This is a genomic window from Streptosporangiales bacterium (assembly GCA_009379955.1).
GTDB lineage: Bacteria > Actinomycetota > Actinomycetes > Streptosporangiales > WHST01 > WHST01.
Map to the genome: position 1 here is coordinate 56,803 of WHST01000004.1, position 19,114 is coordinate 75,916.

Annotated in this window: 15 protein-coding genes, 1 tRNA gene and 3 pseudogenes; 9 read left to right on the forward strand and 10 right to left on the reverse strand. The window is 70.0% G+C overall.

All coding sequences use genetic code 11. The annotated features are described in order from the left end of the window. The first annotated feature begins 30 nt into the window (after nucleotides 1-30). On the forward strand, nucleotides 31-831 hold the full coding sequence (locus GEV10_02160; protein ID MQA77281.1) for a helix-turn-helix domain-containing protein: 801 nt from the start codon (nucleotides 31-33) through the stop codon (nucleotides 829-831). Nucleotides 832-847: 16 nt separating this feature from the next. Here GEV10_02160 and GEV10_02165 read toward each other — a convergent pair whose 3' ends face one another. Beyond that, nucleotides 848-1,813, reverse strand: coding sequence for a hypothetical protein (locus GEV10_02165; GenBank protein ID MQA77282.1), 966 nt, complete (start codon nucleotides 1,811-1,813; stop codon nucleotides 848-850). Between the two features lie 179 nt (nucleotides 1,814-1,992). On the opposite strand from GEV10_02165, the pseudogene GEV10_02170 reads away from it, so the two are divergent. Beyond that, a pseudogene (locus GEV10_02170) lies at nucleotides 1,993-2,268 on the forward strand (hypothetical protein). A gap of 387 nt (nucleotides 2,269-2,655) precedes the next feature. On the opposite strand, the gene GEV10_02175 reads toward GEV10_02170, so the two are convergent. Both GEV10_02175 and GEV10_02180 read right to left on the reverse strand, forming a co-directional pair. After that, on the reverse strand, nucleotides 2,656-3,768 hold the full coding sequence (locus GEV10_02175; GenBank protein ID MQA77283.1) for a tetratricopeptide repeat protein: 1,113 nt from the start codon (nucleotides 3,766-3,768) through the stop codon (nucleotides 2,656-2,658). After that, nucleotides 3,747-4,924: pseudogene (locus tag GEV10_02180) on the reverse strand (AAA family ATPase). Before GEV10_02180 ends, GEV10_02175 begins: the two are co-directional and overlap by 22 nt. 51 nt (nucleotides 4,925-4,975) lie before the next feature. Here GEV10_02180 and GEV10_02185 point away from each other — a divergent pair. Both GEV10_02185 and GEV10_02190 read left to right on the forward strand, forming a co-directional pair. Beyond that, on the forward strand, nucleotides 4,976-5,899 hold the full coding sequence (locus GEV10_02185; protein MQA77284.1) for a methyltransferase domain-containing protein: 924 nt from the start codon (nucleotides 4,976-4,978) through the stop codon (nucleotides 5,897-5,899). A 684-nt stretch (nucleotides 5,900-6,583) separates the two neighbouring features. After that, complete coding sequence (locus GEV10_02190; GenBank protein ID MQA77285.1) at nucleotides 6,584-6,991, forward strand: hypothetical protein; 408 nt, start codon at nucleotides 6,584-6,586, stop codon at nucleotides 6,989-6,991. Here GEV10_02190 and GEV10_02195 read toward each other — a convergent pair. Continuing rightward, nucleotides 6,988-7,629 carry a helix-turn-helix domain-containing protein gene (locus GEV10_02195; protein ID MQA77286.1) on the reverse strand — a complete coding sequence of 214 codons (642 nt, stop codon included), beginning with the start codon at nucleotides 7,627-7,629 and terminating at the stop codon, nucleotides 6,988-6,990. The genes GEV10_02190 and GEV10_02195 overlap by 4 nt on opposite strands. A gap of 164 nt (nucleotides 7,630-7,793) precedes the next feature. Between GEV10_02195 and GEV10_02200 the strand changes: the two genes are divergently transcribed. Continuing rightward, complete coding sequence (locus tag GEV10_02200; protein MQA77287.1) at nucleotides 7,794-8,648, forward strand: alpha/beta fold hydrolase; 855 nt, start codon at nucleotides 7,794-7,796, stop codon at nucleotides 8,646-8,648. Nucleotides 8,649-8,975: 327 nt separating this feature from the next. Here the strand turns inward: GEV10_02200 and GEV10_02205 are convergent. The 3 genes and pseudogenes from GEV10_02205 to GEV10_02215 form a co-directional block, all read right to left on the reverse strand. Continuing rightward, nucleotides 8,976-9,576, reverse strand: a pseudogene (locus GEV10_02205) (AAA family ATPase). Nucleotides 9,577-9,813: 237 nt separating this feature from the next. Continuing rightward, entirely contained in the window at nucleotides 9,814-10,476 is a 663-nt protein-coding gene (locus GEV10_02210) for a methyltransferase domain-containing protein (protein ID MQA77288.1), read from the reverse strand. A gap of 191 nt (nucleotides 10,477-10,667) precedes the next feature. Beyond that, a complete protein-coding gene (locus GEV10_02215) occupies nucleotides 10,668-11,783 on the reverse strand; it encodes a cytochrome P450 (protein MQA77289.1) in 1,116 nt (371 codons plus the stop codon). A 134-nt stretch (nucleotides 11,784-11,917) separates the two neighbouring features. Between GEV10_02215 and GEV10_02220 the strand changes: the two genes are divergently transcribed. Further along, the gene (locus GEV10_02220; GenBank protein ID MQA77290.1) at nucleotides 11,918-12,514 is read left to right on the forward strand and encodes a TetR family transcriptional regulator; all 597 of its coding nucleotides are present in this window, start codon (nucleotides 11,918-11,920) and stop codon (nucleotides 12,512-12,514) included. Nucleotides 12,515-12,528: 14 nt separating this feature from the next. Here GEV10_02220 and GEV10_02225 read toward each other — a convergent pair whose 3' ends face one another. Then, entirely contained in the window at nucleotides 12,529-12,777 is a 249-nt protein-coding gene (locus GEV10_02225; protein ID MQA77291.1) for an MFS transporter, read from the reverse strand. Nucleotides 12,778-12,974: 197 nt separating this feature from the next. Between GEV10_02225 and GEV10_02230 the strand changes: the two genes are divergently transcribed. Beyond that, nucleotides 12,975-13,829 (forward strand): phosphotransferase, encoded by an 855-nt coding sequence (locus GEV10_02230; protein ID MQA77292.1) that lies wholly within the window; start codon nucleotides 12,975-12,977, stop codon nucleotides 13,827-13,829. 202 nt (nucleotides 13,830-14,031) lie between these two features. On the opposite strand, the gene GEV10_02235 is transcribed toward GEV10_02230, so the two are convergent. Beyond that, a complete protein-coding gene (locus tag GEV10_02235) occupies nucleotides 14,032-14,436 on the reverse strand; it encodes a hypothetical protein (protein ID MQA77293.1) in 405 nt (134 codons plus the stop codon). Nucleotides 14,437-14,502: 66 nt separating this feature from the next. Between GEV10_02235 and GEV10_02240 the strand changes: the two genes are divergently transcribed. Continuing rightward, nucleotides 14,503-16,965 carry a helix-turn-helix domain-containing protein gene (locus tag GEV10_02240; protein ID MQA77294.1) on the forward strand — a complete coding sequence of 821 codons (2,463 nt, stop codon included), beginning with the start codon at nucleotides 14,503-14,505 and terminating at the stop codon, nucleotides 16,963-16,965. 420 nt (nucleotides 16,966-17,385) lie between these two features. Here GEV10_02240 and GEV10_02245 read toward each other — a convergent pair. After that, nucleotides 17,386-17,474 (reverse strand) — tRNA-Ser (locus GEV10_02245). A 75-nt stretch (nucleotides 17,475-17,549) separates the two neighbouring features. Between GEV10_02245 and GEV10_02250 the strand changes: the two genes are divergently transcribed. Continuing rightward, complete coding sequence (locus GEV10_02250; GenBank protein ID MQA77295.1) at nucleotides 17,550-19,100, forward strand: hypothetical protein; 1,551 nt, start codon at nucleotides 17,550-17,552, stop codon at nucleotides 19,098-19,100. Nucleotides 19,101-19,114 lie beyond the last annotated feature (14 nt).

Sequence of the window (19,114 nt, forward strand, 5' to 3'; positions counted from 1 at the left end):
CTCCGAACGCCGTAAGGAGACACGCCCTGGATGTCTGCCTCCGGTGGTCCGCCAAGCTCCGCGAGCCTGCGCCGCGACCTCGAGATCCTCGACGTGCTCGCCAGCGACGAGTGCCGCAGGCGCGGCGGGCTGGGCGTCGTCCGGATCGCCGAGCGGCTGGGCAGGGAGAACAGCCAGGTGTCGCGGGCCTTGCGGGCACTCGCCGAGGCCGGGATGGTCGAGCGCGACCCGCACACCCTCGACTACCGGCTCGGCTGGCGCCTGTACTCGTACGCGGCCAGGACCTTCGAGGCGCGCCTGGTGCACGTCGCCGCGCCGTTCGTCCGGCGGCTCGTGGCGGCGGTGCAGGAGACCGCGCACCTGTGCGTGTACCGCGGGAACCAGGTCCTCACCCTGTGGAGCGAGCCCGCGCCGCACGCGTACCGCGCCTCGAGCGTGTGGGACGGCCTCTCCGTCCCGCTGCTGTCGGCCGTCGCGGGGCGCGTGCTCCTGAGCGACTGGGAGCCAGCCGTGCTGCGGAAGTGGTTCGGCGACGGTGCCGTCCTGTCGTCCGTCGAACGCCCGCGCGTCCGTACCGTCGACGAGCTGGTGACCGAGCTGGCCGTGATCAAGCAGCGCGGGTACGCGCTCGCCCGCGAGGAGTTCGAGATCGGGGTGGTGAGCTGCTCCGCGCCGGTGAAGGACAGCAGGGGGCGGGTGCTCGCCGCGCTCACGATCTCGGCCCCGAGCCCGCGCCTCGGCGACCGGCTCGACCAGGCCGGCCGGCTCACGGCGAGGTGTGCGGGGGACATCGCGCGGGCACTCCTGCGGGACGGCGCGACGCCTCGCTGAGCCGTCGGCGTCCGACCTACTCGCTCGTGAGGAGCTCGGAGCGCTGGGTGGAGAGGGACTCGCAGTACGCGGCGAGCTCGTCGACGCGTGCCTTCAGCCAGGCCAGCGTGGCGCGTACCCAGGCGGCGACGTCGTCGACCTCCTCGAGCGTGTGCTGGATCCTGCGGTGCCGCGCCCAGTCGATGACGATGTTGTCGATGAACATGTCGGCGAACCAGCGCGTGTCGACCTTGGGCAGCGTGACGTCGGCCGTGACGCCGACGTCGGCCAGCTCGCGGCCGAACACGTCGAGCGCGCGCTGCGCCGCCCAGGCCACCTCGTCGGCGGCGCCCAGGTGCTTGTGCTTGTAGTAGTCGGCCCACGGCGACAGGTTGGTGGCGTCGCCGGCGACGTCGGCCCCCGACCTGCGGATGGCGCGTCCGAGGTGGCCCTCCATCTTCCCGAGCAGGTGCTCGGTGATCGTGCCCGCCTCGTGCGCCTCGGTGTACTCGCGCAGGTCGACGTCGGCGCCGCGGTACAGGCTCTGGATCTCGGCCAGCCGGGTCCCGCGCGGGTCACCGGCGGCGGTGAGCTGCGCCGCCTTGCGGTTGACGGCGTAGTCGTACCGGTCGCGCGCGTCGCCGAGCGCGGCGAGCTCGCTGTCCATGCCGGCGAGGTCGGCGGCGATCTGGTCGCGGCGCTGTTGCTCACCCAGCAGCTTCTGCCAGGCCGCCTCGGCCTCCACGCGTTCCTTCTGCAACTTGGTCTCGCGACCACCGACCAGGTCGGAGATGAGGCGGGCGAAGCCGCCACGCTCGAGGCGTTCGACGTCCTTACGCTCGGCGGCGAAGCCGGCCTCGTACGTCTGCACCCGCTCCTCGACCGCGGTCAGCTGCTCCGCGACGACCCGTCGCTGGCTGCGTAGCTGGTCGTGACGCCGTACCCGTGCGTGAGCGTCACGGATCGCCTCGTCGACGTCGAACGTGCCGGGATCATGGGACATCGCGAGGATATTACTGGTCGTGACCGCTCGAGTGGAGTCCGGAGTGTCCCGATGTCTCCGGTGTCGCCGCCGGGCACCCTCCGGAGCCGGTCCGGGATGGGCCGGGGTTGTCCCTGACGAGGCGGGTCGAAACCGGCGGCATACTGGGCCGGGTGAGGGCGGAGCACGCGTCGAGCGCGATAGACGTGTACGTCGCGGAGCTGGCGACGTCGCTTCGTGGTCCCCGGCGGGTGCGGGCCGACCTGGTGGCCGAGGCACGCGACAGCCTCGTCGACGCCGCCGAGGCCCTCGAGGAGTCGGGCATCGCACGTGCTCCGGCCGAACGCATGGCCGTGGCGGAGTTCGGCACGGTCCGGGAGATCGGGCCGGACTACCAACGACTGCTCGGCGTCGCCCAGGGCCGCAGGACCGCGCTGGTGCTCTTCGGCGTCGGCGCCGGGCAGAGCATCGTCTCCACCTACGCCTGGCAGTCCGCGGGCATGGGCTGGACCACGGATCCGGGGCCGGTGGTCCACGTCGTCGCCAACCTCGTCGACTGGCTGGGCATCGGCACGAACGTGGTCGCGCTGCTCGCGTTCCTCGCCTGCGGCATCGGCGTGCGCTACCTCGGTGCGCATTCCTGGATGCCGCGGGCCATCGGTGTGTACGCCCTGGTGTCCTGCGTCGTGAGCGCGGCTCTCGGCTCCGTACTCGGCTGGGCCGACCCGGCTTCGTCGCCGTTCGTGTCCGTCTTCCACCTGTTCTGGTTCGTCGTGGGAGCGCTCCCGCTGTTGTGGGTCGTGTCGTCGGCGCGGCACTGCCTCGTCGCCTCGGTGAACCCTGGCCGCACTCCGCTCCCGTGATCAGCGGCTCCTCGACCGCTTCCACGGCAGCCGGGAGAGCAACGAGCGGGTCCTGCCCTCGGGACGCGACTCCTCGGGGAGGGCCGCGTCCTGCGCCGTCAGCCGGTCCGCCTCCTCGCTCGCGGCCGCTGCCTCGTCGGCGCGACCCAGCGAGTGGAAGGCCGTGGCGGCCAGCCGGAGCGACCGGGCGAGCTGGTCGCGCCAGCCCTCGGGGTTGGCGTCGGCACAGATCCTGATGATCGCGATCGCCTCCTCGACGGCGGCGAGGGCGTCCTGGGGACGGGAGACCTGCTGGAGCGCCTCCGCCCTGACCACCAGTGCCTTGGCGAGGTACGGCGCGACACCTGTCGGGTTGGGCTCGGCGAGCCGGCGGAAGAGCCGCACCGCCTCCGCGGAGTTGGCGTCGGCGCGGACGCCGTCGCCGACATGGAGCAGGATGCCGCACTGGCTGGCGAGCGTCGCGGCGAGAATCAGGGCGATGTCGTCGTTCTCCACCGGGTCGAGTGCGCGCAGGAGCGCGATCGCCTCGTCGAAGTCGCCGGTCGCGGCGGGGACGAGGCCACGGGCGTTGCCCAGGCTGTTCAGGGACATGGCGGTGGCGTGGCGGTACTCCGTCAGCCCCTGGTCGAGCAGGGCCCGGTAGGTGTCGACGGCCTCCTGGAGCGCCTCCTGGGCGTCGACGAGCCGCTCGACGTGGGTGTGTGCGCGGCCGAGGTTCGCCAGCGAGATGGCCAGGTCGGCGGTGAACTCGGTGCCCTTGTCGGCGAAGATCCGTCGGAAGACGACCGACTGCTCGAGCACCGGGATCGCCTCCTCGTGCTGGCCGGAATCCACCAGCATGGAGCCGAGGTTGCTCAGCGCGGTCGCGAGGTGGTGGGACGTGGCGGGGTTCGCCTGGGCGAGCTCGCGCAGGTACCGCACGGCCTGCCGGGTCACCTGGACGGCCTCCGCCCGGTGACCGCGTGCCCAGAGCGCGTTGCCCTGGTCGATCAGGTCGGCGCCCGCCTCTTCGAGCGACGTCATGGTCCTGCCCTTCGTCTCGCCACGGTGTCTCGACCCTACGGTGACCGGAGGCACCGGGACCCCTCCCATCAGCGTGCCGGCCACTGCCACGGTGGCCTGTCGAAGCGTTCCATGTCGACGACGTGGGTCTCGCCGAGCTCCTTGGTCAGCTCGATCGTCAGGTGCGCGACGCCGGCCTCCGCGCCGCGCTCCTCGAGGGACTCGATGAACGGCCTCGAGTGCGAGACGGTCACGACCTGGTGCGGAGGGCCGCGTCGGCGACGAGCCCGGCCAGGGGCGCGAGCAGTCGCGGGTGCAGGCTCGTCTCCGGCTCGTTGAGCACGAGCAGCGCGGGCGGGCGCGGGGTGAGCAGGGCGGCGAGCCACAGCAGGTAGCGGATCGTGCCGTCGGAGAGCTCGGCGCCGGAGAGCGGTCTGAGCAGGCCATGCTGGTGGAACGCGAGCTCGAACCGTCCGGCGTTGTCGACGACGTCGACCCGGCTGCCGGGGAACGCGCTCTCGACGGCGTCGGTCAACCGGGCGGCGTCACCGACCTCGACGATCGTCTGGAGCGCGGCGGGGAGGTCGGCGCCGTCCTGGCCCAGGGCGAACGTGCGGGTGCCCACTCTGGTCTGGCGCGCGGGTGCGTCGGTGTCGGTGCGGAACTGGTCGTAGAAGCGCCAGGACCGGATCCGGCCGCGTAGCTCGACCAGCTCAGGAGCCCGGGTCGGGTCGGTGAACTCCGACAGCACGCTGTCGAAGACGTGGACGGGGTCGGGACGGTCCGGCCGCATGCCGTCGGACTCCCGGATCCACACGTTGTCGCGGTGTCGGTCGACGAGGGTCGCCGCTCTGCGCAGGAGCGGTCCGGCCCAGACCGCCTCCCGCTTGATCTCGGGGTCGAGGCCGAACGCCGTCGCACTGTCCTGCGGCAGGCCGAAGTCGACCGCGTAGCCGAAGTCGTCGCTGGCGAAGCCCACCCGCAACGCGACCGGACCCGTGCGGACGGTGCCCTGTACCGGATGGCCGCCCGCATGCACATCGCGCCCGAAGCTCTCCGGGCCCGCCCACAGCGTCGAGCGCAGCCCGCCCTCGCGTGCCAGGCTCGCGATCGCCCCGTTGTGGGCCGCGTCGGCGACGAGCCGCAGGGCGCGGTACAGGTTCGACTTGCCGCTGCCGTTCGCGCCGGTCACCACCGTGAGCGCGCCGAGCGGCGTGACCAGGTCGCGCAGCGACCGGTAGTTCTCCACCGCGAACGTCCGTAGCACCCGTCGGATGCTAACGGGGACCTCCGACCTGGTGTCCCGCGTCGGTCAGCGATGCACGGCGAGCGTACGAGTCTGGGATCATCGGCGCCGAGAGGGCGGGTGAGGGATGTGACCGACCAGCGGGATGCGCGGGTACGTCCGAACGCCGGCCAGGCGTCCGGCCCGCACCGGGCCAGGCTCGCCGCCCTGTTCGACGCCGAGATCGCTCCGCACAACGCGCTGTTCCGCGCGGCCGCCGGCGTCCGCCCCCACGATCGCGTGCTCGACGTCGGCTGCGGTACGGGCGAGTCCACGCGCGAGGCGGCCCGCGCCGCCATCGGTGGGAGCGCACTGGGGGTAGACCTGTCCGTGCCGCTGCTCGACCATGCCCGCCGGCTCACCGAGGAGGAGGGGCTGCGCAATGTCGCGTACGAGCAGGCCGACGTCCAGGTCCACCGCTTCCCGCCCGGCGCGTTCGACCTGTGCATCAGCCGGTTCGGCGTGATGTTCTTTGCCGACCCGGTCGCCGCGTTCACCAACATCGCGCGTGCCCTGCGGCCGGGAGCGCGGCTCGTGGTCCTGGTCTGGCAGGAGCGCGACCGCAACGAGTGGTCGACCGCGGTCCGCGAGACCCTCCTCGGCGGGGCGGCCGCGCCCGCTCCGCCCGCGGGTGGCCAGCACCCGTTCTCCCTCGGCGACCCGGCCGTCGCGGAGCGCGTCCTGACGGCTGCCGGGTTCACCGATGTCGGGTTCACCGACGTGCACGAGCCCGTCTACTACGGCACCGACGAAGCCGAGGCGTACGACTTCGTGCGCGGCCTGCAGGACGTCAGGGACCTGCTCGACGGCATAGACGCCGGGGCGGCCGAGCGGGCACGAGGGCGGCTGCGCGCCACGCTCGCCGCGCACGCGACCGCGAGCGGGGTGTTCTTCGACTCCCGTGCCTGGATCGTCGACGCCGTGCTGCCGACAGGCGAGGCGCCCGGGCCTCGCTGAGCCGCGCCGCGGACGACGGGAGGACGCGTGCACGGTCTGCAGCTCGACAGGGACGAGTTCGGCACGATGCCGGACGGCACGCAGGTCGACCGCTACACCTTCGGCAGCCCCGCGGGCCGACCGTCCAGGTGATCACGTACGGCGCGACCCTGCAGACCGCGCTCGCGCCGACCGGCGCGGCCGGCGTGCGACTCGCCGAACCAACCCGGCTATCCGACCACCGTGTTGCGTCCGGGTGAGGAGCTCCGGTCCGCGACCGTCTACCGCTTCTCGTGAGACCTGCCGGGCGGCTCTCGCGAACCGTCCTCCTCCTTGGCAGAGGGGCAGTGTGAACCTGATGGCGCTCGGCAGCATCGAACGCAGGCATGACCGGACGCGCACGGACGAGAAGATCGGGCTGACATGGTGCACAACCGCGCTGCAGGGCACCGACGACGCCTGTCGCTGCTCGTTCTTGGAATGCTGTGCCTGTTCGCGACCGCCGGGTGCGGCGGATACGACGACACACGCGACGCGTACGAACGCACCGCGGATGAGCGAGCCGCCGCGCACCGGGACCTGAGGACCGAAGCGATTGAGCTTTCGGTGCCGCGACTCGGGACGCCGAGAACGACATCCCACGCGAGCTGCTCGGCACGACCACAGGATCAGATCTTCGGCTCCGAGACGGTCAACTGCGCCGCGATGCGTTCAGTCGCCTATCGCGTCGGCGACGCAGACGCGTCACCCGACGTGCTCTGGGCCGCCGAGAGATCCGCGATGAAGGACGTGGTCGACGACCTCGACCGGGCCGGCTGGGAGCGGACGGAGTGGGGCGCGCAGCTGGACCAGTCGTTAGCCGATCGGAACTATGACCCCTACCCCGTCTACAACTCGACCGAGGCGAAGGATCCGGTCAGCGTCCGCCTGTACCTCATTGATCGTCGATGGCATCAGCCCGGTGAGCTGTACGACGAAGCGCAGCCGTTCGCCGCGATGCTCGACAACAGTGAGTCCGGAGCCTTGGTGGTCGTCGTCTTCACCGAGACCTACCTACGAGCCGACTGCGGCGAGTGCACCGACCACGAGCCGACGACCTATCCGTCTCCCTAGGTGCCACCAGCGCTCCCCGCCCAAGGCCTCGAGGGGCGGGTGGGCCAGGCGATGTCGTCGATCGTCAGGAACGGCTCGGCGGCCACGGTCGCGGGGGTCACGCCGGCGAACGCCATGACGTCGCGGTGCAGGTGGGACTGGTCGGTGTAGCCGCCGTCGGCCGCGACTCGGGCCGCGTCCCTACCGGCGACCAGGCGGTGGGCGGCGTGGTCGAAGCGGACCAGCTTGGCGGTGCGCTTGGGCGGTAGGCCGATCTGGGCGTGGAAACGAGACCACAGGCGCTTACGGCTCCAGCCCAGTTCGGTTGCCAGGCGGTCGACCCGGACCGTCTCCCGGCCCCACAGGTCGTCCAGGGAGACCACGGCGCCGTCGAGATCGGACGGTCGCACACCCAGCACGGCGCCGGCGACCACCGGGGGCAGGCGCACCTGCAGGCACGTGATGTTCTCCGCTCGCTGGAGCCGGGCCGCGCCGAACCCGAGACCGAGCCCGCCGACGAGGCTGCCGTGCTGCTCCCGTCCGGTGGCATCGTCCACGGCGGGCGAGCCGGTGCCGAACGCCAGAAGTAGCGTCACTGCCGGGTGCGGGATCAGCCGGAGGGGGAACGGGGTCATGCCCCGGTCGCTGAACCCGGCCATCGTGACTCCGGGCACCCGGCTGGCCCACTCCGGACGGGACACGTCCCACACCGCCGCATCGTCACCTTCGGGGACGGTGTTCCGCATTCCTTCATGTCAGGCGGAGCCGCCGGACGGAACATTTGTCCAATCCCCGGCGCGCACCGGTGGGCGACAGTGGGCCCATGACGACTTCTGACGGCCGGCCGCCCGCGCAAAGCAGCCCCGAGGCCACCGAGGACGAGACCCTGTCGCTGGACGGCGGCACCATCTACGTCGGCCAGGACGGCCCTCGCGACGCGCCCGTACTCCTGCTCATCCACGGGTCGGGCGCCTCGACCCGTTCGTGGGACTCGCTGGTCCCGCTGCTGACCGAGCCCCACCGCGTCATCCGGATCGACCTGCTCGGCCACGGCCGGTCGGCCAAACCGGCCGACGGCGACTATGCGATCCCCGCGCAGGCCCGCCGGGTCGGCATGGCCCTGGACCGGCTCGGCGTCACGAACACCATCGTGGCCGGCCACTCCTCCGGCGGCGTGACCGCCACCGCTCTGGCCGAGCAGCGCCCCGACCTGGTGACCGCGCTCGCGCTCATCAACACCGGCCCCCGGATGGAGGCCTTGATCGCCCAGCGGTTCTCCTTCGAGCCGGCGCAATGGCCGCACCTGACAGACGAGCAGATCCGCCAGGCCGCGAGCACGGGGTTCAACCGCCCGGGTTACCGGCCTCCGCAGGATCTCATCAACGACATGCGGCTCATGACCTTCCACACGTTCACCGCGACGATGCGCGCGTCCCGCGAGTACCTGTCCGAGCAGCCGGTCCCGGACCGGCTGAAGGACCTCGACCTGCCGCTGCTGGTGATCTTCGGTGAGGACGACCGCAGATGGCGGTCCTCGTTCGCCGTCGACTACAACGCCGTGCCGGGCGCGCAGATCGAGATGCTGCCCGGCCTCGGCCACTCGCCGATACTGGAGGACCCGCCGCGGGCCGCCGCGCCGCTGCTGGCCTTCACCGCCCGCCACGCCGCGCAGCCCTGAACGGACCACGCGGGGGATGTTGCCCGCGGCAAGCGCCTGGTGGAACTACAAGAGACGTGGCTTCCGTATCTGTAAGCCGCCGCGACGACGCCGTCCCACGAGGAGGGTGACCATCGGCCGTGACTAGGGCCGAGGTCGTAGATCGACGCCGTGCTCCCTCTCCTGTTTATCGATGGGCGTATGTAGACCGCATCGAGCATTACACCGCGGGTAACGACTCCGTCGTACCCCGCGTGCCGGGACCAGGAGCGAGCTGGGGTACCGGACCGCCGTCATTGGTGTGGGATAGGTACGCCGAGTTTCGTACGTCGTCCCATGGGGCACACCCTAGGTTTCCTTTGATTCCAGCGATCTTGCCTGCCGCATCCGCTTGCCGTTTCCGTGAGCCTGGCGCAAGTCGGCCCTGGCCAGCACCTCGTCGGCCAGCTCAGCCGGGGTGAGCCTGTCCGACCGCAGCATGAGCGTCCCACCCGGCTGGCGGGCAGCGGCAGCCACGGCCTCATCCACGGGGGTCAGGCCGAACTCGCGGGCTGCCTGGTCCCACTCCGGGTTGTCGGGGTGAGTCACTCGGGCGCGGGCATCGAGCCGCTCCCGGAGCACGCCGTCGTCCGCCTCGAGGAAGACGTGCAGGACCTCCTCGCCCGCGTCGGCGAGTCCGCCGAGGATCGGCCCGGTAGGCGTCGCGGATCAGCGACATCGGGACGATGAGCGTCTCCGCGTGGTGCCTGCGCAGCGACAGCGCCGTCGCGACGACCAGTTCCCGCCAGCTCGGCAGGTGCTGGAAATCGCCGTTGGGCCGCATCCACTTCCAGAGCATGAGGCCGACGTCCTCCGGGTCATACACGACCGCGTCCGGGAGCCGCCGGTGCAGCTCCTCCGCCAGCGTCGTCTTGCCCGCTCCGAAGCCGCCGTTGAGCCAGAAGATCACCGGCACAAGGTATCCGGTTAATCCCTGGGCCTGACATCTCGGCGTCTCAGCGTGGTGATGAGTTTCCGCACGTCTTCAAGGCGGGCCCTCCGGCCCGCGCGCGCCGCCGACGCGGCGTCCGGCACTCCTGCCCCCCTTCCAGCCTCGGGCGGCGATGGAGATCGGTCTGCGGTGGGGGCAGTGCGCCCGCGCGCACCCCGCACGTGCACCAGTTGGTGAACCGGCGAGAGGTGAGTGTCAGGTCGGTGCGTGGGCTGTGCCCAGCACGTGTGGTGCCGAGGGTTGGGTGAACCGGTGTTCTGGAAAGCGCAGGCGCCGGCAGGTGGTGATGTCGAACCCAGCTTCGGTGATGTGGGCGACGGGATCGGTGGCGGTGTGGCAGCCACCTGAGAACAGGGGCCAGAACGTAGCATCGGCGAGCCGCTGCACGGCGTGCAGGCCAGGTGTGTCGGCGAAGGTGTGTTCAAGGAACCGCAGCGTGCCGCCGGGACGCAGGACCCGCCGGATCTCGGCGAGCGCGGCGGGACGATCGTCGAGTGAGCACATGACCAGGCACAGCACCGCGGCGTCGACGCTGTCGTCGGCCAGCGGAAGCCGGTCGGCCGTACCGGCGTGGACGGTCACCGTCGCGGGCGCCGTCGCACATGCCCGGCCCGTCAGTGCCCGCAGGTACGGTTCGGGTTCGACGGCGTCCACGTGGGTGACGGTGTCGGGGTAGTGCCGGAAGTTCATACCGTTGCCGGCTCCGACCTCGACCACGTCCCCGGTCAACTCGCTCAACAGCTCGCCGCGCAACGCGGCCAGGCCCTCGGCTTCGAGTCGCGCGCTGATCTTGGCGTAGAAGCGACTGAAGAACCGGCGAGGACGGTCAGTCTCGGGCGAGCGTGTGTTGGCTGACATGGGTTACCCCTTCACTGCGCGCTTGACGGTGCGGCAGGCATCCACGTCGTCGGTGAGCCACGGGCTTCGCCGTGCAATATTTCGACGACGCGCTCGTCGACCAGCTCGCTGCGCCTGTGGACATCCTCGAGCGGGCGGAGTGCCTGAACGGTGTGCAGGCTGGCCGGGTTCCACGTACGAGGGCTGACATCTCACCAGGTGACCGGGAGTTCGACGAGGTCGTCGCGGATGGTCAGGTCGTCGATCGGTACGGCCAGGCGCATCGCGGGGAACCGGTCGATGAGCGCGGCGAAGGCGACCTGCAGCTCGATGCGGGCCAGTGGTGCGCCGATGCAGTAGCGGGCGCCGTGCCCGAACGCGAGGTGCGCGGACGCCGAGGATCGCGTGACGTCGAAGAGGTCGGGGTCGGCGAAGACGGCGGCGTCGTGGTTGGCGGCGGTGTTATCGAGCAGCACCAGGTCGCCGGCCCGGATCGTGACGCCGGCGAGGTCGAAGTCGGTGCGGGCGTACCGGGGGATGCCGCCGCTTCCCGTGCCCGGAGCGCGCATGATCTCGTCGACGGCGCCGGGCAGCAGGTCGGGGTCCTCGCGAAGCGCCCGCCATTGGTCGGGGTTGGTGAACAGGAGCACCGCTCCGAAGCCGAGCTGGCGCACGGTCGTCTCGTGGCCGGCGAATAGCAGGGCCATCGACAGCATGGCGATCTCGTTGTCGCCGAGGCCCTCGGTGCTGCAGAACCGGGAGATCACGTCGTCGCCGGGATCGCGGCGCTTGCGTTCGACAAGTTCGAGCCCGTATCCGAACAGGTCACCCAGTCCCTGCTCGGAGCGGGACCGGTCGACCACGTCACCGGCGGCCTCCGACCAGGCGCGGAACCGGGCGCGATCCGCGTAGGGCACGCCGAGCAGTTCACAGATCACCTGGATCGGCAGCGGCAGGGCGAGGGCGGCGTGCAGATCGGCGGGCGGGGACTGCTGGGCGAGGTCGTCGAGCAGCTCGGTGGTCAACGACTGCACGCGTTGCCGCAGCGCGCGCATGCGTTTGGGAGTGAAGTGCGGCTGTAGCAACGACCGCATCCGGGCGTGGTCGACCTTCTCGGTGTCGAAGTCGCCCAGCGGCCCGCCGAACAGGGCGGATTCTCCCGACCGCGCGGCGTTGTCCGGGTCGGCATGGGCGCGGCCAAGCCGGTCGTCGTCGAACAAGCGCCGCACCTCGTCGTAGCCGGTGACCAGCCACGCCCCATGACCGACGCGGGTGCGGACCTGGTGGACGACGCCCTCCCCCTGTAGGGAGCGCAGGAGTGCCGGCATCTGCAGCGGACGGGTCTGCTGGAACGGCAGCCGGACGGTCACGGCGACTCCTGGTGAATGTCAGGTTGTATATTTCGTTCTAAACAACGCTACATGTAGTTTCGGCAGCAGACAAGTGGAGGGTGGTGACCGGGATGACGGCACGCCGGGAGCGGCAGGTACCCGGTCCGGCCAAGCGGCTGCGCCGGGCCGAGCGCCGGGAGCAGATACTCGACGCCGCGACCCGCGCGTTCGCTCGCACCGGCTTCGCCGCCACCAGCCTCGAGGACGTCGCCACCGAAGCGGCGATCACTCCGGTCCTGCTCTACCGGCACTTCGACTCCAAGGCCGCGATGTACCGGGCGGTCCTGGACCGGGCCTGCGCACGTCTGGAGGAGTCGGTGGGCAGCGACAACTTCGACGACGACACGCTTTCCGGACTCCTCCGCGCCGCGAGTGCCGACCCCGACGGCTTCCGACTCCTCTTCCACCATGCCGCCCGGGAGCCGGACTTCCGCGACGTCGTCGACTCCCTCACTGCCACGTCGAATGAGGTCGCCGAGCGGCACTTGGCCTCGCTCATCCCGGCCGGGCCATGGCTGACCTGGGCCGCGCGGGTCGTCCCGGTGGTCACGATCGAAGCCATCATCGGATGGCTGGACGCCGGACAACCCGACCCCCACCTTGCCCCCGGGATGATCCGCCACGCGATCGGCGGCGCCATCGAGGCCGCACGACAGGCCGGTGGTTAGGGCCGAATGATCTGTCAGGTTGTCGAGGTGTGATGGTGGGTTTCGTACATGCGGACGGCGACGAGGATCCCGGAGGCCGCGCTGATGGCGGCGGCGGTCCAGACGGCTGCGCGTAGCCCCCACAGGTCGGCGGCGATCCCGCCGATGAGGGCGCCGATGGCGTAGCCGCCATCGCGCCAGAGCCGGTAGACGCCGACGGCGCGGGCGCGCCAGGCCGGGTGCGCGACATCGCCGACGGCGGCGAGCAGGGTGGGGTAGACCATGGCGGCGCCGAGGACGGCGACGATTCAACCGGTGAACGTGTCCGCGTAGGCGATGAGGCAGAGTGCGGCGGCCTGGGTGAGGATGCCGGCGCGCCCGGCCCGTCGCGCACCGGGCTCTCTATCGACAACTTGGGTATGGTGCCCAGTCGCACCGCTTGGAGAGTACGGCAGCGCGCAAGGGAGGGGGCCGGGCGACGATGCAGGCGTCAGAGGTCCCGCGTGCAGTGGCTGCGGCCATGTCGACCGCCTCATCACTGGACCTGACAGTCGACGACGCGATCGTTCTTCATGACTCGAACAAGCTCACTCTGCGTCTGCTGCCTTGTGACGTCCTGGCCCGGGTGGCACCTGTAGCGCATCAGGTCGCACAGTTCGAAATCGAGCTTGCTCAACGGCTCGCCGAATCCGAGAGCCCTGTGGCTGTTCTCGAGCCTCGAGTGGAGCCACGCGTCTACGAGCGTGATGGCTTCGTGGTCACGCTGTGGACCTATTACGAACCTGCGACGCCTCGAGAGGTCTCACCAGCCGACTACGCCAATGCGTTCGAGCGGCTGCATGCCGGTATGCGCAAGCTCGATGTCCCTACGCCGCACTTCACGGATCGAGTCGAGCAGGCCCAACAACTCGTGGCAAGCCGCGACCACACTCCGGCGCTCGCCGACGCGGACCGGGAGCTCCTCGGCAACACGTTACGAAGCCTGAGACGAGTGATCGGCGAGCGCGGCGGCGCCGAGCAGCTACTGCACGGCGAGCCGCACCCAGGCAACGTGCTCACCACGAAGAACGGGCTGTTGCTGTTCATAGACCTTGAGACGTGCTGCCGTGGGCCTGTCGAATTCGACCTTGCCCATGCGCCAGAAGAAGTCAGTGAGCACTATCCAGGTATCAATCAAGACTTGCTACGTGAGTGCCGGATCCTCGTGCTGGCGATGATCACAACGTGGCGCTGGGATCGAGGCGACCAGCTCCCAAACGGGCGCCAGCTGGGCACAGAGTGGCTCAGCCAGATCCGAGCAGCGCTCGACCGCAACGGCCTGGATACCCATGGCTGATCGCGGGCCTTCGACGTCGTGGCCGGCTGGCTGTTGATGGCGGGATCTACCGTGATCCCGGTCTTTGGCCGGTTGCCTGACGCGGCACTAGTAGCCGAACGTCACCACGGCTTCGCCCCTCGCCCGTGGGCAAGTCATCCCGTGTCCCGTGGCTTGCGGGTACGTCGTCGCCCGTCCGGTACATGATCCGATCCCGGGGCTCTCAATTCCCGCCGTCCTGCCCGGCGAGGGCGGCGAGCATCGCGGGGGTGTCGACGTAGACCCGGTACGAGAGGAGTTTGCTGTCGCGCAGCTGCCAAGCGTGGATCTCCGGTATGCGGAAGGTGTTGCCGTGGGCAAGGACCCTTCCGCGGGTGTGGCCTACTTCGACGATGTGGTCCCCGGCGTCGAAGAGTTCCTCGATGTCCAGGATCGGCTCGATGTGAGTCAGTAATGTGCCGAGGAAGGCGAAGAAGCCTTCAGGTCCGTGACGTCTACCTCCCCACGGCAGTAGGTCGCTCTGCTCCATGACGAAGTCTTGCCCGATGGCGGCGCGGATGGTGTCTAGGTCGCGGTCTGCGAAGGCCTCGTACAGTCCGCGCACGATGTCCAAGTCGGTGGTCGGCACTGAGCACTCCTCTGTCGGTTAGTGTCGTCGCGAGAGACATACTTGATTGCGCGGGAGCCGCCGGCCATGGACAGCGCTCACACACCGCGGAGTGTGCGAGATGGTGGGTCGGTACTGGGCGAGCCCTTCGGCGTGGTTCTCCGCCGGCTGCGAAAGCGGGCGGGCCTCACGCAGGAGCAGTTGGCCCAACGCGCCGGGCTCAGCACGAACGCGGTCAGCTCACTGGAGCGTGGTACTCGGCGGTTGCCTTACCCCCATACACGTAATGCCTTGGCCCGTGCTCTCGGCCTCAGCTCCGCCGAGCGCGGGGCCCTCGAGGCTGGGCTCGCTGGGCGCTGGGAGCGTCCGCGTCTGCCGGTCCCCGCCTGGCGGATGATCGGGCGGGAGTCGGAAATCGTCACGGTCTCGCAGCTGCTCTCGACCGAGCGGGTCGTCACTCTCGTCGGGCCAGGAGGCGTCGGCAAGAGCCGGCTCGCGCTCGCCGTTGCTGAGCGGCTTGAGCCCGACTACCGAGACGGCGCTGTCTTCGTAGCCCTGAGCCGACTGCACGATCCGCACGACGTACTTCCGACGGTCGCAGCCGATCTCGGTCTGCGTGAGCTTGGTTCGCGGGATATCCGCGAGGTGCTGGCAACCTACCTAAGGTCGCGGCGGCTACTGCTCGTCCTAGACAACTTCGAGCACGTCACGTCGGCCGCGGCAGACCTAGCAGCCATGCTGTCCGCGGCTCCCGCGGTCACGGTCCTGGTCACCAGCCGGGCGCCCTTGCGGATCGGCGGGGAACACGTCTTCGCAGTACCGGTACTCGATTCGTCGGTCGCGACCGCGCTCTTCCGGGAACGTGCGGAGCAGGCCGCCGGTATACCGCTCACCGCCGGCGCCGACCTAGTCACGCGGATCTGCGCGCAGCTGGACAACCTTCCCCTGGCGATCGAGTTGGCCGCTTCACGAACCCGGATACTCTCTCCAGATCAGCTGCTGGTTCGCCTCGATGAGATCCAATCCACGGTGATGGGTGGGCGGCGGGACGCACCCGAGCGCCACCAAACCCTGCGGCTGACGGTGGACTGGAGCTACCGACTGCTCGACCCGCCTGCACAAACATTGTTGAGACTCGTTTCGGTGTTCTCAGGTGGTTGGACGCTCGAGGCGGCCACCGAAATCGGCGGCTTGGAGGAATCCCTCACGTTAGAACTGCACCAGACCCTCCTCGACAACAGCCTCATCACTCGAGACCTGACCAGCGTCGAGCCGCGATTCGCCATGCTTGACACCATCCGGGCGTTCGCCGGGGACGAACTACACGCCAGCGGCGCCGCCGAGTCGGCCTACGACAGCCACGCCCACTTCTACAGTGACCAGGCAGCCGCAGCCGGCCCCCGGCTCTGGACCCAAGACCAAGCTGACCTGCTCCACCGACTCGAATCAGACCACGAGAACATCCGCTCGGCGTTGTCTCGACTCCTCAACCGCGGCGGCCTCGACGAGCTTGCCAGCGCCTGTTTCGGCCTCTGGTTGTTCTGGGTCATCCGCGGCCACCTACGGGATGCGCTGTCCTGGGCGGATACTGCACTCGCCTCAGCCGATCCGCCATCGGCCACCGCACGCGCCAGACTGCAGTACGTGGCGGGTTGGATGCTCATGCCGCGCGGGCGATACGACGAGGCCATCGAACGATTCACCGAAGCAGCACGGTACGCCAGGACCGCGCCCGACCTGCCCACCCTGTGCTGGACCATGCCGTCCTGGGCGAACGCGGAAATCTACCGAGGACAAGCATACACCGCCGCACGCCTTCTCGACGACGCCGAAGACCTCGCGCGACAGTCAGGCGACCATCACATCCTCAGCTGTGTCGTGATCGGCAGAGCGCACGTCGGGATCACAGCCGACAAGTTGACCGAAACCGACGCCCTGCTCACCGCGCAAATGCCCGCGATCGAAGCACGCGGAGCCGACTGGCCACTCGCCGTCACACTAGGAATCCAAGGCCGCATCGCCACAGCCCTCAACGACCACCCCAGAGCCGACAACCTGTTACGCAGATCAGTCCGAATCTTCGGCCAACTACAGGACACCTGGGGTATGGCTCACCAACTCACCCACGTCGCGGACGCCGCGGCACTTCGCGCGACAGCTCGACATGACTACCCCCGGGCTTCCCTGCTCTACGGCGCGACACATCGACCAACTCACAGAACAAACCGGGGCACGGATCTTTCCGGTATGGCAAGCGCTCAGCGACCGATGCCAACACGACGTACTCCTCAACCTCGGCATCGACGCCCACCGCAAGCTCCGACAACGCGGCCGCCAACTATCACCCGACCAAATCATCAACCTCGCCGACAACGCGCCCGTCCAACCCACCCTCCTCACCGACAACTGACACAAAGCCGGAACCAAGAGGCGACACCTGCCCGGCAGCACGGTGAGAATGAATCCGCGGCGGACACGCGGATACAGGCCGATACGCTTCACCATGAAGGTGCTCCTCGCTCAACAAGATCTTGGCCTCGACAACCCTGATCCTTGTTGGTCTGGAGCACTCTTCACGTCAGCGCCACGCAGTCACCGTGAAAGCGCCGGGCTAGAGCGCCCCAGCGCGTTCGACGTGCGACCTGCGCCACGCGTCTGTGTCGCTCTGGCTCATGCGCGAGTGCCGGGCCGGCCCCCTGTTGGTCGAGCGGGTGGGGTCGCGTCCACGGCCTGAGGCGCGTCTACGCCAAATGGGTCTGCGGCCAGCCGATCAATGCATCGAGCCGGGGCTCTCGCCGCTGGGCGACGACAGGCGAGCGTGCCGCTGACGCCGGTATCGCGTAGCCGAACTTCACCACGTATTCGCCACAGACAGCCGTAGACGGCCGGACAGCGCCGGACGTCACCGGACAACGGACCCGGCCCTTCACCAGCGTTTGCCCTGGTGAGGGCCCGAGTTTGTGGGGAGAGCGGAGGGCGTGGGATTCGAACCCACGATGAGAGTCACCCCTCATAGCGGTTTTCAAGACCGCCGCACTAGGCCACTATGCGAGCCCTCCTGGCCGGCAGCTGCGGCCGTGCCGGAGACGAGTGTCCCACGGCTGCCGGGTGACGGTCGCCGCTAGGCTCCGCTCGTGAACGAGATTCCGCCGGCCGTCGGCCGCAGCGAGACGGCCGGGCGGGCGCCGTTCGGTGGGCTCGTCGGCCTGGTCCTGCTGACCCTCGTGCTGCTCGGCTGGGGGGTGGCGCAGCCGTTCCTGTGGTCGTACCTGGCCGGCGCGGTCTCGGCGGGCCTGCTCGGCGCCGGGCTCGTGCATCGCCTTGCCGGGCGTGTGGGACGCAAGGCGGTCCGTGCGCTCGTGGCCGTGGCCACGGCGTTCGTCGTCGCCGGGGTCGTCGTCGCCGTGCCGGCGGTGGCGCGCTACGTGCGGACCGACGGTGCGGTCGGGTGGAGCACGGAGGTGCCGACGCGGTGGGTCAACATCGTCCCACTGCGCGACCGGATCTACCTGTACGAGCAGTCGCGCGGGTTCCGGGTCCTCGACAGGTCGACAGGCCGGCAGCTGTTCTCCGTCGGCGGCGTCGAGGTGTCGGGCGACGTCGCGGGTGACGGCTCGATGGTGCTCAGCAACAGGACCACCGGCGAGTACTACTCGGCGGCCGGGACGCGGCTCTGGCGGCTGGCGGGCGTGGCGTGGCTCAGGGCACTGGGCGCGAACACCGCGGCAGGCACGTCGACCAGCCCTACCGTCGTGGCCGTCGCCGGCGGTGTCACCGTCTTCAGGACTTGCGGACGAGAGGACTGCTGGTACGCCGGGATCGACCGGCACGGCGAGGTCGTGTGGAGGTGGGTCGGCGGAGAGATCCAGCCCGAGCCCCAGGTGCCCTTCCCCGGCGCCGACAAGGCCGGCCCACTGCCCGCGGTCGTCGTCGCCGAGACGCGCGCATCCGGTGACGACGGCGAGTACGTGACGCTGGCGGTGGCGGACGGCCAAGAGCTCGACCGGCGCCCCACCGCACCCGGCGCCGGGACGGTCTCCGGCAGCAGGGGCGGGGCCGGCGCGGTGGGCGACCTGGCGGTCTTCACCGGACGGGACGGTGGCGGATGCACGGTCACCGGGGTCCGCGCCGGCCGCCAGGTGTGGCGCGCGAAGGGTCTGCCCTGCGCGGACGGCGGCGGGCCACTGTGGCCCTCACTCCTCGTGGAGCACCGCATGTACGCCGAGGTGACGGACGAGTCGAGCGTGACGGTCGACCTGCGCAACGGGCGGTGGCGAGAGATCGACGCTGTCGCCTTCTCGGCCCGCGAGCACCTGTCGAGGAAGATCGGGATTCCCGGTGACGACGTCATCGTCTACCGCGACGGCCCCGACCTGACGGGGGTCGATGCCGGCAGTGGCAGGCGCCTGTGGGCCTTCGCGGACTCCACCGGCGAGACGCCCGGCGTCGACGTGGGCTCCGGCGCCGTGGTCGTGCTCAGTCGACCGGGCGGTCACAACCCGTTGGTCCCGGCGGATGTGAGGGACGACGGCTACCTGGTGACCGTCCTGGATCCCCGCGACGGCTCCGACCTGGGTCGCCTGCTCTCTCTCGGCGGGGTCGCGACGTCCGCCCCGGTCGGCGACGGTCGGGCGCTCGTCGTCACGGAGAACGAACCCGAGGCCAGGCTCGTCGGTCGTGACTGACCCGGGCGGGCTGC

Coding starts and splice junctions, on each gene's coding strand:
- GEV10_02160 (MQA77281.1), top strand. CDS start 31: ATGTCTGCCTCCGGTGGTCCGCCAAGCTCCGCGAGCCTGCGCCGCGAC.
- GEV10_02215 (MQA77289.1), bottom strand. CDS start 11,783: ATGCCGGCACTCCTGCGCTCCCTACAGGGGGAGGGCGTCGTCCACCAG.
- GEV10_02165 (MQA77282.1), bottom strand. CDS start 1,813: ATGTCCCATGATCCCGGCACGTTCGACGTCGACGAGGCGATCCGTGAC.
- GEV10_02225 (MQA77291.1), bottom strand. CDS start 12,777: ATGGTCTACCCCACCCTGCTCGCCGCCGTCGGCGATGTCGCGCACCCG.
- GEV10_02195 (MQA77286.1), bottom strand. CDS start 7,629: ATGGCCGGGTTCAGCGACCGGGGCATGACCCCGTTCCCCCTCCGGCTG.
- GEV10_02185 (MQA77284.1), top strand. CDS start 4,976: ATGCACGGCGAGCGTACGAGTCTGGGATCATCGGCGCCGAGAGGGCGG.
- GEV10_02190 (MQA77285.1), top strand. CDS start 6,584: ATGCGTTCAGTCGCCTATCGCGTCGGCGACGCAGACGCGTCACCCGAC.
- GEV10_02210 (MQA77288.1), bottom strand. CDS start 10,476: ATGTCAGCCAACACACGCTCGCCCGAGACTGACCGTCCTCGCCGGTTC.
- GEV10_02200 (MQA77287.1), top strand. CDS start 7,794: ATGACGACTTCTGACGGCCGGCCGCCCGCGCAAAGCAGCCCCGAGGCC.
- GEV10_02240 (MQA77294.1), top strand. CDS start 14,503: ATGGACAGCGCTCACACACCGCGGAGTGTGCGAGATGGTGGGTCGGTA.
- GEV10_02230 (MQA77292.1), top strand. CDS start 12,975: ATGCAGGCGTCAGAGGTCCCGCGTGCAGTGGCTGCGGCCATGTCGACC.
- GEV10_02220 (MQA77290.1), top strand. CDS start 11,918: ATGACGGCACGCCGGGAGCGGCAGGTACCCGGTCCGGCCAAGCGGCTG.